13 protein-coding genes are annotated in these 15,941 nt (G+C 52.5%); 8 read left to right on the top strand and 5 right to left on the bottom strand.

Translation table 11 applies throughout. From position 1 onward, the window contains the following. Positions 1-306 precede the first annotated feature (306 nt). Positions 307-4,521 (top strand): type VI secretion system tube protein TssD, encoded by a 4,215-nt coding sequence (tssD, locus tag ACAW74_RS27080; protein WP_370701397.1) that lies wholly within the window; start codon positions 307-309, stop codon positions 4,519-4,521. A gap of 6 nt (positions 4,522-4,527) precedes the next feature. Then, positions 4,528-5,169, top strand: coding sequence for an SMI1/KNR4 family protein (locus ACAW74_RS27075; RefSeq protein WP_370701396.1), 642 nt, complete (start codon positions 4,528-4,530; stop codon positions 5,167-5,169). Between the two features lie 491 nt (positions 5,170-5,660). Here the strand turns inward: ACAW74_RS27075 and ACAW74_RS27070 are convergent, their stop codons facing one another. After that, entirely contained in the window at positions 5,661-6,599 is a 939-nt protein-coding gene (locus tag ACAW74_RS27070) for a hypothetical protein (protein ID WP_370701395.1), read from the bottom strand. A 191-nt stretch (positions 6,600-6,790) separates the two neighbouring features. On the opposite strand from ACAW74_RS27070, the gene lysS reads away from it, so the two are divergent. After that, on the top strand, positions 6,791-8,578 hold the full coding sequence (gene lysS, locus ACAW74_RS27065) for a lysine--tRNA ligase (RefSeq protein ID WP_370701394.1): 1,788 nt from the start codon (positions 6,791-6,793) through the stop codon (positions 8,576-8,578). 98 nt (positions 8,579-8,676) lie between these two features. On the opposite strand, the gene ACAW74_RS27060 is transcribed toward lysS, so the two are convergent. Then, positions 8,677-8,874 (bottom strand): cold-shock protein, encoded by a 198-nt coding sequence (locus ACAW74_RS27060; RefSeq protein WP_370701393.1) that lies wholly within the window; start codon positions 8,872-8,874, stop codon positions 8,677-8,679. Between the two features lie 179 nt (positions 8,875-9,053). On the opposite strand from ACAW74_RS27060, the gene ACAW74_RS27055 reads away from it, so the two are divergent. Next, entirely contained in the window at positions 9,054-9,314 is a 261-nt protein-coding gene (locus tag ACAW74_RS27055) for a PspC domain-containing protein (protein WP_370701392.1), read from the top strand. A gap of 109 nt (positions 9,315-9,423) precedes the next feature. On the opposite strand, the gene ACAW74_RS27050 is transcribed toward ACAW74_RS27055, so the two are convergent. Both ACAW74_RS27050 and ACAW74_RS27045 read right to left on the bottom strand, forming a co-directional pair. Then, positions 9,424-9,939 carry a DUF2480 family protein gene (locus tag ACAW74_RS27050; RefSeq protein ID WP_370701391.1) on the bottom strand — a complete coding sequence of 172 codons (516 nt, stop codon included), beginning with the start codon at positions 9,937-9,939 and terminating at the stop codon, positions 9,424-9,426. Positions 9,940-9,989: 50 nt separating this feature from the next. Further along, complete coding sequence (locus ACAW74_RS27045; RefSeq protein ID WP_370701390.1) at positions 9,990-11,150, bottom strand: aminotransferase class I/II-fold pyridoxal phosphate-dependent enzyme; 1,161 nt, start codon at positions 11,148-11,150, stop codon at positions 9,990-9,992. A 333-nt stretch (positions 11,151-11,483) separates the two neighbouring features. Here ACAW74_RS27045 and ACAW74_RS27040 point away from each other — a divergent pair, with 333 nt between their 5' ends. After that, complete coding sequence (locus ACAW74_RS27040) at positions 11,484-12,077, top strand: hypothetical protein (protein WP_370701388.1); 594 nt, start codon at positions 11,484-11,486, stop codon at positions 12,075-12,077. A 147-nt stretch (positions 12,078-12,224) separates the two neighbouring features. On the opposite strand, the gene ACAW74_RS27035 is transcribed toward ACAW74_RS27040, so the two are convergent. Then, a complete protein-coding gene (locus ACAW74_RS27035) occupies positions 12,225-13,505 on the bottom strand; it encodes a sensor histidine kinase (protein ID WP_370701387.1) in 1,281 nt (426 codons plus the stop codon). A 281-nt stretch (positions 13,506-13,786) separates the two neighbouring features. On the opposite strand from ACAW74_RS27035, the gene ACAW74_RS27030 reads away from it, so the two are divergent. Genes ACAW74_RS27030 through ACAW74_RS27020 form a run of 3 tightly spaced genes read left to right on the top strand, consistent with a single transcriptional unit; the run spans position 13,787 to position 15,935 of the window. Next, the gene (locus ACAW74_RS27030; protein WP_370701386.1) at positions 13,787-14,227 is read left to right on the top strand and encodes a response regulator; all 441 of its coding nucleotides are present in this window, start codon (positions 13,787-13,789) and stop codon (positions 14,225-14,227) included. Positions 14,228-14,287: 60 nt separating this feature from the next. Further along, positions 14,288-15,025, top strand: coding sequence for a 5'-nucleotidase C-terminal domain-containing protein (locus ACAW74_RS27025; protein WP_370701385.1), 738 nt, complete (start codon positions 14,288-14,290; stop codon positions 15,023-15,025). Further along, complete coding sequence (locus tag ACAW74_RS27020) at positions 15,003-15,935, top strand: bifunctional metallophosphatase/5'-nucleotidase (protein WP_370701384.1); 933 nt, start codon at positions 15,003-15,005, stop codon at positions 15,933-15,935. Before ACAW74_RS27025 ends, ACAW74_RS27020 begins: the two co-directional genes overlap by 23 nt. The last annotated feature ends 6 nt before the right edge of the window (positions 15,936-15,941 follow it).

The raw sequence follows: 15,941 nt of genomic DNA, 5'->3' as shown, positions 1-15,941 counted from the left end.
GATTTCTAGACCAGCGGGCTGTTTTTGGGTTGAATGGTTATGTATGATGCGCTATGATAAAATCGCGTTCACCAAAGCTAGAAGTTGTGGCTTCTTGATCGTGCTTTCTTCTGATTTGTTATACTATCCGCCAAATACGTATGATTAACCATGCATCATTGTGCTTCGGTGGTTGGCGAATAGTGATATCGGTTAGTAGCATCATATTAATTCAACTCATTTACTTGTGCCGTTGCCTAAAACAGTTTACTAGTCATATTCACCTTGAACCGATAGCAAGTATTCTTGTAGCTTAATCAGGTGCACATGGCTTCGTTCACGGCGTTTCTGGAAGTTGGCGGCAATAGCTATCCGCTGTATCGATACGAATTTAGTGTACACCAGGAAACGGATACACTCGGACGTCCGTCATCACCCGTGCTAGGTGGTACCATCACCTGCACACTTTCTCCGCCCTCTAGCTCCGATTCGTTTCTCTATCAGTGGATGATGTCGCCTAACCTTCAACAGGATGGTAAAATCAGACTATTACAGGCTCAGGCTAAAGCCACCGAAAAAACGATTTCGTTCTTTAACGCCTACTGCACTAGCATGGACCTGAGCTTTATGCCAGGCCTACACGGTAGGGGCGGTAGCAGTCTTATTCAACTTCAAATCAACCCCCAGCGAGTTGCCATCGGTGCCATTGTACATGACAATAACTGGCCGCTGGATTCCCACGGCGCTGGTGAGAGCTTTGCCCAGAAGCAGGCCGAACGGCCAACTGCACCACCTAAGAAAGAAGAGGAACCGAGCACCTTCATGGAAGGGCTGCACGGGGTACTTGACGTAGTGGGCATGATTCCAGTAATTGGCGAGGTGGCTGATCTGGCTAATGCGGCGATTTATGCATCCGAGGGCCGTTATGGCGAAGCAGCACTATCGGCCGCCTCGGCTATACCGGTAGCAGGTAATTTTGTGGGGGCGGCTAAATTAGGTCGTCGGGCATTGAAAGTCGCCGATAAGTTGGGCGACGCCTCTAAACTGGTCGGTAAAGGGATTAATAAAGCCGAGCATGCGCTCGATGCTGTTAAAGGACCATTGAAGAATAAACGGACTAAGTGCGGTGATCCGGTCGATGTCGCTTCAGGTGAGGTACTGACTGACTTAGTAGACTTCTCCATAGATGGTCCCATTCCGTTAATTTGGGAACGTGTCTGGTACTCATCGTCCTCTTACGCGGGACCGTTAGGATACGGTTGGCACCATAGCTACGATTGGGCGATCATTGCACTGGCTGAAGACGGCACGGTAGGGGTGCGAGACGGTCAAGGCCGATTGATAACATTTGATACCCCCACTCCCGGTGGTAAAGGTACGCAGACTGAAAACTTAGCCTTGTTCCTGAGTGCGTCAGGAGTATATCGACTCTGGCACATGGGCGAGTTGCGTTGGTACACTTTCGGTCCCGTTCAGTATGGCCAGGACCATCCGCAGCCCTTACTAACAATTGAAGATCCCAATGGATATGCTATACGGTTTGCTTACAATGATTCATATCAATTAAAAACCATCACGGATTGTGCAGGGCGAGTAATTCGTGTGGATCATGATACAAATGGTCATATCATCGCTTTGTATAGCCCGCAGACCGATGATTTAGCCTCTTTTGAGCTGGTCTGTTATGAGTATGATGATCTGGGTAACTTAGCGGCGGCTTGTGATGCAGAAGGCGCAAGAACCCTCTATGTGCATAGTGGTCATCAATTAATTAGGCGTTGTGACCCTTCCGGTTTCAACTGGCACTTTGACTATGAGGCAACCGAACTAAGTAGCCGCTGCATTCACACCTGGGGTGACGATGGGCTGTTAGATTACATACTGCAATATGACAGTGCTGGTCAGACCACAGTATTGAATTCGTACCGGCAGCCGACCGTGTACATGCATCAGCATGGTCTTGTGACCCGTCAGATAAATGCCTTGGGGCAAGAACAAGCTTGGCTTTATGATGATTCCGATCAGCTCATCAGCGAACGCAACGCTTTAGGCGAAGTGACCCGCTATGTCTACGATTTGCAGGGACGGTTGGTTGAGCGGATGACACCGAGCGGTCACGTTACGCGTACTCAGTATGATGAACGAGGTTTGGTAGCCCAAGTTACCGATCCACGGGGCGGCGTCTGGTTCTGGACATATGACCAGCGGGGTAATGTGTTGGAACGAGGAAATCCGTTAGGACACGTTGTTAAATACGCCTACGACCAGCAAGGGCACTTGGAAACGCTAACTGACGCATTAGGTCAACAAACGAATTTTCGGTACAACGCTCAAGGCAACCTAGCGCATATCATTACACCGGATGAGCAGATACGTTCCTTCAGCTACGATAACTTGGGGCGGTTAGTGCAACTCATCGATCCCACAGGAGCGAAAGAGCATCGATCTTATGATCGAACTGGCCAGCTTGTGCGGGTTGAAGAAGTTGACGGTACTGTACGCGAGTTGGTCTACGATAGCTCAGGTAACGTAATAGAAGCTCGTGAACATGACCAAGTGGCCTATTTTGCCTACACGGCGCTGGGCCAAGTAACCAGCCGTAGGCAAGACGACCAGCAGGTACAATTTGTCTATGACCGTGAAGGGCGGCTCACCGATGTCATTAATCAGGGTGGTTTACGGTACCGGTTTGCGCTTGACGCTACCGGGCAAGTCATCGAAGAAGAGGGTTTTGATGGTTTATTGCGCCGTTATGAGCGGGATGCAGCCGGACGTGTTAGCCGGGTCTTACGGCCGGGCGAACGAACAACTACCTACAGCTATACAGAAGACGGGCAGCTTGCTTCGGCTTATCACAGCGATGGATCATACGAAATCTTTGCCTACGATGAAGCTGGATCTCTCATTAAAGCGCAAAACGCCGCATCCACAGTGCGTATTGAACGCGACGTGTTGGGGAACATCAGGCGAGAATCGCAGGGCAATCAATGGATTGAATACGCTTACAACGCTGTAGGGCAACGTACCCAACTACGGTCTTCCTTAGGCGCGAGCATCGATCTGCAACGAGACAGCTCAGGCAATGTTACCGAACTCGAAGCTGATGGTTGGAAGGCGCAGTTTCGTTATGATGGTCGTGGCTTAGAGGTACAGCGTCGCCTCAGTGGCCAGGTGCTAATTGGTTGGCAGCACGACGTAGCGGGTCAGCCAATCAAACAGCAGTTGGAAGTCGGCGATAACGCGCTACGGCAGCGCATCTACCGATGGCAGGCGGGAAGGCTGCTATCCTACGTTGAGGATAGTCTTCTAGGGGCGAGTCAATACACTTACGATGCGTATGGAGCGTTGATGCAAGCCCGCTATGCAGATGGCAGTACCGAATTACGGTCAACTGATCTGCTGGCTAATTTCTACGAAACGGAAACGCACACAGACCGCCACTTTAGCGAAGGTGGACAGCTCTTGAGCACCGAGCAAGCTACGTTTTCTTATGACGCGGAGGGTAATCTGACCCATAAAACGACTACCCAAGGCCAGACATGGACCTATCAGTGGGCGGATAACGGCTCGTTGACGGATGTGGCCCGTCCCGATGGTCAACGAGTTTCTTTCTTGTATGATGCGCTGAATCGCAGAATTAGCAAGTCGTACCAAGACAAGACAACTTACTGGTTGTGGGATGGTAACGTACCTATCCATGAATGGGTGGAGTACAATTCGGCTCCGTTTCAATCAAATGATGTTATTACTTGGCTGTTCGAGGAAAACAGTTTCAGCCCAATCGGTAAGCTGACGGGTGATGCTCGATACAGCATCCTCACCGACCATCTGGGAACACCCCTTGAGATGATTGCTCAAAGTGGCCAGTCAACCTGGCAGGCGGAGACCACTTCATATGGCCGGGTTCGGTTAAGCAAGGGAACCAGAGCCGAATGTCCATTCCGCTTCCAGGGACAGTACGAAGACGTAGAAACGGAGCTGTACTATAACCGCTTCCGATACTATGCCCCCCAGGAGGGTGTGTATATAAGCCAAGACCCGATTGGCCTGTTAGGTGATTCGGATAACTTGTATGCCTATGTTGACAATCCGTTAGGATTCATTGATCCGCTAGGATTAGCGACGGTGCCACCGGGTGGTCATCGCACCGGCGATGTGTCAGACCATGGTACGCTGTCTCCTGGGACGAACCGGGCACCTGGACATACCAATACACGCCCTGATCGCTACGTACAAAGCCACCACCCCATACAAGATGAGTGGGCGCAACGGTGGGCGGCTAACAATGGCATAACTGATTACCGCCGCAACAATGCACCAGCGACGCTATTAGAATCATCCAGTGGTACGCCTCACGCCCGAATTAGCGCGGCTCAACGTGCCCGGCGTCGCCTGCCTGGTGGTTGGGATACTACTTTACGAGATGAATTCCGCACCTCATACCGGGAGATGTTAAATGCTGGGGTACCGGGGTGCCAATCGAAAAAAGCCATTAAAAAGGCGTATAAGTACTTCGATTCGTTAGGTGGCTTTGATATATAAACAGCAATGAGCACTGATACACTAAGTGGGATGGACGGCCATTTTAATCCACCGGCCCCCCACGATCAAATTCAACAAGCGGTTGAACGTATACCGGGATTACCGCTCGTTCTGCAACAATTCTGGCAACAGGCAGATGGTGGCGAACTGGCTACTGGTGTCAAGTTGTATAGCATTGATGAAATCGATGAGCGTAATGAAACATACGAAGTAGCCGAGTACGCTCCTCACCTGTTGCTAATTGGCGATGACAGTGGGGGCGATGGCTTCTTTTTAGCGAAGCAGCCTGATGCCACCAACGTGTATCAGATTGGGCTTGGTGCCATCGGTAGCACTGAAGAACGCCTCGTGGCGGACAACTTAGTATCGTGGCTAAGCCAGGACGCTGTTTCTACGGAAGCATCACCAGAGGAGGCCGCACTGGTTGATATTTATTTAGTTAATTCACCAAAGAGTGGCATAAAAGGATTATTGGCCATCAAGAACAAACTGAAACTTGACCTGAGTATTATCAATTTGAAGCAGTTAGCGGAACGTACCCCAGCGTTGTTGCTGAACAAAGTATATGGTAGTAAATACCGGAGAGCTGTAAACGAAATAAACGCCGAAGATGCCTGTCTGGAGTTCAGAGAGACGACAGCAGATTGAGTATAGCTCAGTTTATTATTTACGAAAAGGCTTACTCGCCACAGCAGGTAGTTATCAAATTCGTGCATAGACTTGAAACAGGCCAGGCCGTCAACTACAATGGCCTACCTATGCAGCACGTCGGCGGGGACGTACTGTCCTGCGGCAATAAAGCAATCATCTATTGGCTGAGCAATTAATTAGCAGTATCCTGTGAATTTTTAACGCAGGATTGAGCCAACGCGCCTGTCACTTTCATCCTTCAAAACATCTCTGATATTTTTTTAGGCAGCTTCCCTTCTCGCATAAGCTTCCCCTCTTTTAAGCTTTGCTCAAGGCCTTCCACAAGGGTCATTCCTCCTCATCTTTTACAATGAGGGCTTTCAACTCCCGGCGTACCCGTTTAGGTAGCACTTTGTAATGTTCGGACAGAATTTGTGTGGTGCTCATAGTCATCGGCGTTGCTCCCGGTCAAAATAACAAATTCGATAGGTAATTAGATCGATGTTCGCTCAGGCCTGTTCCAGGTACGTTCGGAGCTCGTGGGTACGTTGCGTTTGGTCGATGATAGCCGTTTCATGATGGTTAGTGACCGTATCCAGTGCCTGGTTAATCTGCTCGTGCAACCGATGGGCGTTGGCCTGCGCTGTTTCGATGCGTCGTTGTACCGAGAAGTCGGTGAACACGTTATCGAAGAAGATATCCACGAACCGCGTCAAGCCATCGTCGAACGTCCATTCACCAGCCAGTTGCTGATGCACATCGGCCAATTCTGCCCGGAACCGGTTCACGCTGTACCCCACCCGCTCAGACTGATCGCGGACGTCGTCCAGTTTGCCGTATTTCATCGCCGACAGCAACGACGAACTGGTGAACATATCCCAGTTGCCCAGGCGGCACGCTTCGTCCAGTAGTCGGACCAATGCATCTATCTCGTGGGCTGCCTGCCGCCCCGCCTGTTGAGCTTCGGTTAATTCGGTTAGCCGTTGTTGGGCCGTGGTCAGCGCATCGACCCGTTGCCGATATGCCGTATTTGCCTGGCTTTGAATTACCTGCTCTTTCTGCTGCATGAGTTGTTCGTAAGTCGGCTCAACATCCGCGTAGCTTGCCAACCGGGTTTGCAAAGCAGTCAACTGCGTCGTTAGCCCGTCGATTTGGGCGCTACTGGCATCGTAGTCGAGCCGGGCGCGCTGGGCTTCGGCCTGTTCTTTGGTCAATTGCTCGTCGTGGCGGTTAAGCAGGCTGTAATAGATCGATGCCCAGCTGAGTCGTTCCAGGCGGTCTACGTCGGCTTGCTCATTGCTCCACTGTTCATAACGTGCCGTCTGCTGGGTACGTTGCTGCCCGATCGTCTTGGTGAGCGTGGCGAGTTGTTGTTCCAGGGCGATGCGCTCGCCCCGGCGGCTAATGAGGGTGAGCAGGGTTTCCTGCTGCGTTGGTGTCCAGGTCATGGGAGTAGGTAAGTCGGTGAGCGCAAAGCAACAAAGCCGTTGCTTTTGTAACCAGTCGATCTGGATAAATGGCCTTAGCGACTGGTAAACAATCCCTGCGCCTTTACAGAAGGCGTATAGCCAATTCTGACGTACTTTTGCACCTTCATTTTTACGGCCGTAGCCATTTCCCGTAAAAACCTCAGTCTCCGATGTTTAGTGAACAAGAAGTAAATAGACGACAGAAACGCGAAGAACTCATGCGGTTGGGTATCGACCCTTACCCCGCCGAACTCTTCGACGTCACCCATACCATCGCTCAACTCCGCGACGCTTTTGCCGACAAGGCCGGAAAAGACACGCAGGGCGGCTATGAAGCCCACCTCGATCTGACCGGCGACCCGGCCTGGGGTCAGGTACGTTTGGCGGGCCGCCTGATGGGCTTCCGCATCATGGGCAGCGCGTCGTTTGCCGAAATGCAGGACAGCAGCGGCCGGATGCAGCTATACTTCCGCCGCGACGACCTGTGCCCTGGCGACGACAAGACACTGTATAATACGGTCTTCAAAAAACTGCTCGACATTGGCGATATCGTTGGGGTGGAAGGCAACATCTTCACCACGCAGACCGGCGAACTGTCGCTCTACGTACGGTCGTTTAAGGTGCTGACCAAGTCGCTGCGGCCGCTACCGGTGGTGAAAGAGGTGGTGAACGAACAGACCGGCGAAAAAGAAACCTACGACGCCTTCACCGATCCCGAACTGCGCTACCGGCAACGGTACGTCGATCTGATTGTGAATCCGCAGGTACGTGAGGTCTTCATCAAACGGAGCAAGCTGGTCAACTCGATCCGGCACTACCTGACGGGCAAAGGCTATCTGGAGGTGGAAACGCCCATTTTGCAGCCCATTCACGGGGGAGCCACGGCGCGGCCGTTCAAGACGCACCATAACACGCTCGACATGACGCTCTACCTGCGCATCGCCAACGAGCTGTACCTGAAGCGGCTGATCGTGGGCGGTTACGACGGTGTGTTCGAATTTGCCAAAGACTTCCGCAACGAAGGCATGGACCGGACGCACAACCCCGAGTTTACACAGGTCGAATTTTACGTAGCCTACAAAGATTACAACTGGATGATGGACACCATCGAAGAGATGGTGGAAAAAGTAGCCCTCGACGTGGCCGGTACGACCAAAGTAACCGTCGGTGAGAATGTGATCGACTTCAAACGCCCCTGGAAACGCCTCACCATGTTTGAAGCCATTCAGGAATATACCGGCGTTGACGTGTCGAACATGGGCGAGGATGAACTACGGCAGACGGCCGAAAGCCGGGGCATCAAAACGGATGCATCGATGGGTAAATCGAAGCTGATCGACGAGTTGTTTGGGGAGGCCTGCGAGCCAAACCTCATTCAGCCGACGTTCATCACCGATTACCCCGTGGAGATGTCGCCGCTGACCAAAAAGCACCGCAGCAAACCGGGTTTGGTGGAGCGTTTCGAAGCGATTTGCAACGGTAAAGAGATTGCCAATGCCTATTCGGAGCTGAATGATCCGCTCGACCAGCGGGCGCGTTTTGAGGAACAGCTCGAACTGGCCAAACGCGGCGATGATGAAGCGATGGCGATGGACGAAGACTTCCTGCGCGCGCTCGAATACGGCATGCCGCCAACGGCAGGCGTAGGCCTCGGTATCGACCGGCTCACGATGATTATGACCAATCAGCCGAGCATTCAGGAAGTGCTGTTCTTCCCGCAGATGCGTCCGGAGAAAAAAGAAGAAGGAGCCACCGAAGCCGATTTCGTAGCGGCGGGCGTACCGGAAGCGTGGGTGCCAGCGTTGCAGAAACTGGGTTACCTGACCATCGCGCAACTGCACGCTGCCAGCCCTAACAAACTTTTCAACGACCTCGGCGGCGTTCGGAAAAAACTAAAAATGACCGACGTACCCATGCCCAGCATCGCCGACGTGCACGGCTGGACGGGACATAAATGAGTTTACCGTTTCGAGTTTGGTGTTTGACGTTGATTGACGCAACAACGTAATCGGGCGTCAGCCAACGTCAAACACTAAACTCGAAACGGTAAACGTACCTATTCTGCTTTTCGCACTTTAGTCGCGTTGAGGCCTTTTTTGCCTTCAACAACCTCGTATTCGACCCGGTCTTTTTCTTTGATGGTGACCCCATTCAGGCCGGTGATATGGACGAAAATGTCTTTGCCTGTTTCGTCGTCTACAATAAAACCAAATCCTTTACTTTCATTAAAGAATTTCACTACACCTGTTTGCATAGCACTGGTATGAATTGATAGTCAGTTAATAAGAATAAGGAGCGTCATGACGAATGACCTTGCGCAAATAAAAAAATAAGTTTAAACTGTGACGATGTAGCCGCCCAAAAAAGGGCGGGTCGGCTAAGTTTTTTGAGTTACTGGTAGAAATAGACGAACAAACTGCAACCGCAAACGTTATGTTTGCCAGCAATATCAACAAACGTATGGATCAGGTACTTAACAGGCTTCGGTTCTTTGTCGAGCAACAGGCATTTGGTGTCTGTGCCCACTTAGGCGAGCGGATGAACATTCCGGCCAATAGTATTCGGCTATACTTTATTTACACATCGTGCCTCACGCTGGGCTCGCCCGTTATTCTCTATCTAATCGCCGCCTTCTGGCTTGAGCTCCGCACGCACCTCCGCCGCCGGGCTAACCCAACCATCTGGGATTTGTAATGCACAATGCACTTTGTAATGTATAATGCACAATGTACGATGTACAATGGGCTGGCGCAGCAATACGAACGCGTTAGCCCATTGTGCATCGTACATTGTGCATTATACATTAACTACTCTTTCTCTTGAAAAGAGGCACCGTACTACACGGTTCACCAAACAACAGGCTCTGCACAACAGGCGCTAGTCGGCGGGTCAGCTCGACGTAGGCAGCCGTTGGTACCGGTACCTTGCTACATCCTTTCACGACGACTTTCTTGTCCTGGTAATCGGTAGGGTCGATGCGGGTGATAGCATCGAAATAGAGCTTTTCGTCCAGATCCTGTAACGAGCCATAAACGACCGTGTGGGCATAGGGCTGAAGCTGCAACGTCAGCAACATATACGCCCAGGTCGGGATGATCGCGTCTTCGGTGCAGGTAATGGCGACGTTCTTACCGGCGTATTGGCTCCAGTCGTGCTCTTTAAGAAAGGCCCGGAAGTCCTTTTCTTTCAGGATCATCCCCATGAACAGGTTGTCTTTCAGGTCGTAAACAAGCCGTTCGCCGGGATGATAGTACTCTTCCAGATCGAGGGTAATAAGGCCGCTGCTGGCCACTCGGTTAACAATGGGTGCCATTTCCATATGTCTGCAACGCTACAGCACGGATTTGAGTTTAGCACCATTGCTGTCTGCTAGGCCGAACGGCTGATGGTGCTTATCAGGCCTCGGATTTCGGCTTCCGTATTGAAGCTGTGGAGGCAAAGCCGTAACCGCTCCTGACCCGGCGGCACGGTTGGGCTCACGATAGGACGTACGTCGTAGCCAGCTGCCTGTGCCCGCCCAGCCACGGCCCGAACGGCTTCGTTGCCCGGCACGATAAGCCCCTGGATCGGTGACGTGCTCTCGAGCCAGGTCAAATCAGGCGCCAGTTGCTGCGTTGTTTCCCGGAAAAAGGCAATCAGCGTGTGTAGCCGATGGATGGGGGCCGTATCCTGCGCCAGCACTTCGTGAGCGCAACGAATAGCCAGCAAGGCATGCGGCGGTAAGGCTGTCGTATAAATAAACGGACGTGCCGTGTTGATGAGGTAGTCGCGCAGGAGCGTTGGCCCTACTACCACCGCACCATGTACGCCCAGCGCTTTGCCAAAGGTATGTATGCGCGCAAAGACCCGGTCCTGCAAACCATGAGCAACAACCAGCCCCGGCGCCGTTCCGTTGGCTTCATTTAGCCCATAAATGCCCGAGGCATGGGCTTCGTCGACCAGTAACGCCGCGCCATAGTGGTCACACAGGTCGGCCAGCGCCAGTAGGGGAGCCTCGTCGCCATCCATCGAATACACCGATTCGACCACGACAAAGAGCCGGCCGTTTGCCTGTTGCAGCTTCTGTTCCAGATCGGCCAGGTCATTGTGAGCAAACCGCTGACGGGTAGCATAACTCAAACGAGCTCCATCGATCAGGCTGGCGTGAATTAGTTCGTCGGTCAGTAGGGTATCGCCGCGCTGCGGCAGGCAGGCCAGCAGCGCTACGTTGGCGTTGTAACCCGAATTGAACACCAGCGCCGACTCAGCCTGGTAAATCTGCGCCAAATCCTGCTCGACGGCTTCGGCGAGTTCGGTGTTTCCGGCCAATAGTCGTGAGCCGGTAGCGCCATTACGGGTTATCGGTACGGCCTGTTGGTGAATGTACTGCGACAAAGCCATCGATCGGGCCAGACCAAGGTAGTCGTTCGACGTAAAGTCGATGGCGTTGGCTAGTGTCAGCCGCCGTAACAAGCCACTAGCCTGCCGATTATGCAGCTCCTGTGCCAGCCGCGCTGTTAGCCACTCAGTGGTTGATGTTCCCACGTTCATAACCACAAAACTAATCGATAAGGGCAGGGCAGCATTCGTGCCTATTAATTACTCCAAACCCACTTATCCACACGTAAAATGTGGATAAGTGGCCATAATGTGCATATATACAGGCTTTTATCGCTTATTTACTTAGCCTATAGTCAAAACAATTTGGCTAACAATTTATAGTGGTCTTGTTGAGAGCTTACCGGTTTATTCATTTATCATACTAAATCTATAGGCTGACATTAAAATTTCACTCTTTTATACGAAATCGCCTAACAACCGCATAGGCCCCGGGGTTATAAAGACGTCAAACGACAAAGACTATAGACAAAACAACTTAACGTTATGAAAAAGGGAATGATTTTGGTTGCTATGCTGCTTGCCGGTGTAGTTGCCAACGCACAGACGACACCAACGACAACGCCTACGAGCCCCACGATGCCCTCTACGCCCAACACGCCGGTAGGCACTACGGGTACAGGACAGACAGGTACGTATAGCAACGGTCAGCCTACTCAATCGACAGGCACCTATAACAACCCAACCAACACGGGAACTTCTACAGGTACGTATCAAACGCAACCGGGTACCACAACTGGTAACGGCGTAGGTACGTATCCCCAGAACCAGAGTACGAACACAGGCAACTACAACACGCAGCAGTCGACCAGCCAGAATCCGGTAGGCGGCAGCAGCACCGGTACGTCGCAGAGCGGTACAACCCGTTCATCGGGTTCGTATTCGACGCAGTCGGGCCGGACGATGCAAAGTGGCAATACCAATAATACTGGTACCCGGTCGACAGATCGCACCACGATGGATCAGATGGATACGAACAGCAGCAATAACGGCTCGATGAACCGCACAAACTCACGGACGCGCAACTCGCGGACGAACAGTAGCACCACAACGACCCGTCCGAATTCGACTACGTATTAGTCCGTTCAGCTTGTGAAAAAGGCCCGGGGACTGATTCTTGTCTCCGGGCCTTTCTCTTTTTTAGTCGGTTTTGTACTTGTGTTACAGCGGTATCACGTTCTCATCCAAACACAGTCTGGAAAGTCATCTGCTGAAAGACGACACGTTTTAGGCTGACGGATGAATGGGGAAACGTACCCGAATCAGTGTACCGGCCCCTAGCCGGGTCTCGACGTCGAGGCTGGCGTTGAGCAATTCGCAAAGCCGCTTTACGATATACAGTCCGATCCCTTCGCCCTCCGATCGAATACCCTCCGTAACCACTTCATCGACCGAGGGGGCAGGGGTTGGCTGTGTTTTCCCCGGTATGTTTTCGTTATAGAGCGCCACCGATTCGACGGTAGGTCGCAGCTGGTCTGACAGCCACATGGTAGCCCCTGACGACAGGCCGGGCCCGGTATCCTGCACACTCAGCATCCAGCGGAACTGGTTTTCGTTTGACCATGACACCGATACCTGCCCTTCCTGCGTGTTTTTAAGCGCATTGGTCAGCAGATTCTGGGCGATGCGGTACACCTTCGTGGCATCACCCATAACGGGCAGATAAGCAGGGCCATCTCCCTTCAGAAATAAGTTGCGTTCCTGCGCCAGCGGCTGTGCCGACTCGATCAGCCCGCGCATGGTTTCGGCTACGTCGAACGGTTTGACGTTGATGTTTTCCCGACCCGCTTCCAGCCGGGCCAGATCCATCAGTTCGGTCAGCATCGACGCCAGCCTTGGAAAGTTACGGTTCAGAATCTGCAACATCTCTGAGCGCTCCTGTTCCGTATTGTCGGGCATGTCGAGCAACGACGCCGCCCCCTGAATCACGCTGAAGCTACTACGCAGATCATGCGAGGCAATGCGCAGCATCGCGCTACGTTTTCGACCCAGTTCATTCACATTATCGAGAGCCCGTTGCAGGTTCAACGCCCGTTCAGTAGCCTCCGCTTTCTGAAATTCATCATACTGAGCAATGCTGCCGCCAATTGCCTCGTGAATAAGGGCGCCGATGCGCTGATGAGCGATCAGCAACACCTCGTGATCGACGGTAGGCTGGTGATTCCAGAACGTACCCAGTTCTGTCAATAAGCTCTGGTGGAGGTGAGCCAGTTCGCTAAGCAATTCATGTAAGGCATAGCCTTTGTGCCAACGATGCAGGCCGTGCTCGCGGGCAATCTGATAGGGTAACACGCCATCCTGTTCGTTGCGCAGGCGCTTGTCAAGTACCGTCAGCATAGCCGGAATCTGGTCCGTAAACTCTTCGCGGGTAAGGCCCGCCACTACTTTTAGATTGGGGTCGCTAGCACTGGTGGTGTGCCAGTTGGTCAGGATGGCTTCGCGGCGGCTGAACAGAAACGTAGCCAACTGACCTAATTGAGTGTCTGTTGAAATCGGTTTTTGTGTCATCGTGTAGCGAATGTTGGTAGCGACAAAATAAGGTAACAGGCCAAATGCAGTTACCCTACTTTTTTAGGTTAGCAGCAAGCGAAAATACTTAATGGCCTCTATCATTAAAAATATTTCATGTGAGATGTGGGCATTTACCGCGTTGTTACTACACATAAGAGCCCGTAGAGTAGCCGGACAGTCTTACCTGATTTCATCGTTATATTTGCCATAATCAGGTATCTGTTTGTTTCGTTAAGTTGATCGTGCACATACCTGCTTAACAAACCGCGCTTTGTACCGTGACCAAATCATCCCGCAATCAAACGTTATTAGTTGTTGAAGATAACCCTGACCATCAGGTACTTCTTCGCTATGTAATACAGCGTAGTCTCGCCAATACCACACCTGTATTTACCGATTCGGCAGATCAGGCCATGGCTTACCTCACTCAATGTGTTCAAAATGATTTGGCCACGCCCCGGCTCGTGCTGCTTGATTTGTACTTGCCACAGGCCGAGAATGGCTGGCAATTTTTACGGGAAGTAAAACAGATTCCGGCATCCAGGCGGCCGCCCGTGGTGGTCCTGAGTGTTTCGCACGAAGAAGATGATATCGCGCAGGCGTATCAACTGGGAGCTACATCCTTTATTTCAAAGCCCATTGGCGATGCGGAGTGGTTGGGTTACTTCGAGATCATTCGTCGGTACTGGTGGGAAACCGTTACGCTACCCAATCAATAAGCAACCGGTTTGGCAGCCACGCGTTGTGCATTTGCATCACCCAATCGGCTGCCTACTCTTATGAAAAAGCTTTTTCTCGTTGCCTCCCTTCTGCTAAGCGCCTGCCAGACGGGCTATCACGTGGCTGGGCAGCAGAGCAACCGGCTAGCTGTCGACGCTGCCGTTCGGGCCGATAGCAGCACGACAAACTGGTTAGCCTCTTACAAACAGGGGCTTGACCGCAGCATGAATGAGCCGCTGCTCACCCTGACCGAACGATTGGATAAACGCGCCCCCGAGTCGGCGTTAGACGATCTGCTCGCCGATGCGTTACTGGTACAGGCTGCCCAGCGTTACGGCAAAGCCATCGATGTGTCGCACCTGAACTACGGTGGTATCCGGAGTGGGTTGCCTGGTGGTACGGTTACTACCGGCAATGTTTTCGAGGTGATGCCGTTCGACAACCAATTGGTGGTGTTAACGCTCAGTGGTACCGATCTGATGCGTTTTCTGAATCATTTTGCGACGCACGACGATGCGCTGGTGATTGGTGGGGCCCGGGTAAACATTCAGAACAAAGCCATCCGCACGGCCACGCTGACCAACGGCCGCCCGATCGTCCCCGAGCAGACGTATACCGTGGCCATGAGCGATTATATCGCCAACGGCGGCGGCGATGCCGATTTCCTGAAAGCCGTTACCCGGCGCGACAACGTCAATTACCTGATCCGCGATGCCCTGATCGATTACTTCCGGCAGCAGGGTAAAGCGGGCAAACCATTAACTCCCCAAATCGATGGACGCATCACGCTCGAATAGACGCCAGTTTTTGAAACACATTGGCGCAGCAGCCGTAGTCGGTACGGCGATGCCTTCAACATTACTGGCGGCGCCTAAACCCACGCTGCTGACCATTCTGCACACCAACGATCAGCACAGTCGGCTCGACCCGTTCCCAATGGATGGCAGCCGCAATGCCGGGCGGGGTGGTATTGCCCGCCGGATGACGCTGATTCAGCAGATTCGGGCCGAACAGTCCGCCGGGCAATCTCGCAACGTACTGCTGTTCGATGCCGGTGATATTTTTCAGGGAACGCCTTATTTCAACCTGTATAAAGGAGAGCCGGAGATCTTGGCGATGAACCGCCTCGGCTACGACGCGGGCACCATCGGTAATCATGATTTCGACGCGGGCATCGACAACATGCGCGATCAGTTTACCAAAGCCACGTTCCCAATCCTGATTGCCAATTACGACTTCCGGAATACGACGATGGCGGGACGTACCCAGCCGTATAAAATCTTCAAAAAAGAGGGCGTGCGTGTAGGCGTATTCGGGTTGGGTATCCAACCCAAGGGCCTGATTCCGGAAAATTTGTACAAAGAAACGGTCTACCTCGACCCTATCGAGACCAGCACCGACATCGCCCGCAAGCTCCGCACCGACGAACACTGCGACTACGTGATCTGTCTGTCGCATCTGGGCTACAAATACAACGACTCGACGGTGTCAGATCAGGTGCTGGCCGCTAAAAGCCGGGACATCGACCTGATTATCGGCGGGCACACCCACACCTTCCTGGATGCGCCCGTAACAATCTCCAACGCCAACGGCCAACCCATTCTGGTGAATCAGGTGGGCTTCGGCGGCATCAATTTGGGCCGGATCGATCTGACCTTTGAGCGAGGCAAAGCCACGGCGGCCAATGGGAAAGCCGTATCGGTTTAATGCACA

The sequence above is a fragment of the Fibrella musci genome (assembly GCF_041321105.1).
GTDB lineage: Bacteria > Bacteroidota > Bacteroidia > Cytophagales > Spirosomataceae > Fibrella > Fibrella musci.
This window is presented reverse-complemented; position numbering and strand designations above follow the sequence as displayed.

Coding starts and splice junctions, on each gene's coding strand:
- ACAW74_RS27070 (WP_370701395.1), bottom strand. CDS start 6,599: ATGACCTGGACACCAACGCAGCAGGAAACCCTGCTCACCCTCATTAGC.
- ACAW74_RS27045 (WP_370701390.1), bottom strand. CDS start 11,150: ATGAACGTGGGAACATCAACCACTGAGTGGCTAACAGCGCGGCTGGCA.
- ACAW74_RS27035 (WP_370701387.1), bottom strand. CDS start 13,505: ATGACACAAAAACCGATTTCAACAGACACTCAATTAGGTCAGTTGGCT.
- ACAW74_RS27075 (WP_370701396.1), top strand. CDS start 4,528: ATGAGCACTGATACACTAAGTGGGATGGACGGCCATTTTAATCCACCG.
- ACAW74_RS27025 (WP_370701385.1), top strand. CDS start 14,288: ATGAAAAAGCTTTTTCTCGTTGCCTCCCTTCTGCTAAGCGCCTGCCAG.
- ACAW74_RS27020 (WP_370701384.1), top strand. CDS start 15,003: ATGGACGCATCACGCTCGAATAGACGCCAGTTTTTGAAACACATTGGC.
- lysS (WP_370701394.1), top strand. CDS start 6,791: ATGTTTAGTGAACAAGAAGTAAATAGACGACAGAAACGCGAAGAACTC.
- ACAW74_RS27040 (WP_370701388.1), top strand. CDS start 11,484: ATGAAAAAGGGAATGATTTTGGTTGCTATGCTGCTTGCCGGTGTAGTT.
- ACAW74_RS27050 (WP_370701391.1), bottom strand. CDS start 9,939: ATGGAAATGGCACCCATTGTTAACCGAGTGGCCAGCAGCGGCCTTATT.
- ACAW74_RS27060 (WP_370701393.1), bottom strand. CDS start 8,874: ATGCAAACAGGTGTAGTGAAATTCTTTAATGAAAGTAAAGGATTTGGT.
- tssD (WP_370701397.1), top strand. CDS start 307: ATGGCTTCGTTCACGGCGTTTCTGGAAGTTGGCGGCAATAGCTATCCG.
- ACAW74_RS27055 (WP_370701392.1), top strand. CDS start 9,054: ATGTTTGCCAGCAATATCAACAAACGTATGGATCAGGTACTTAACAGG.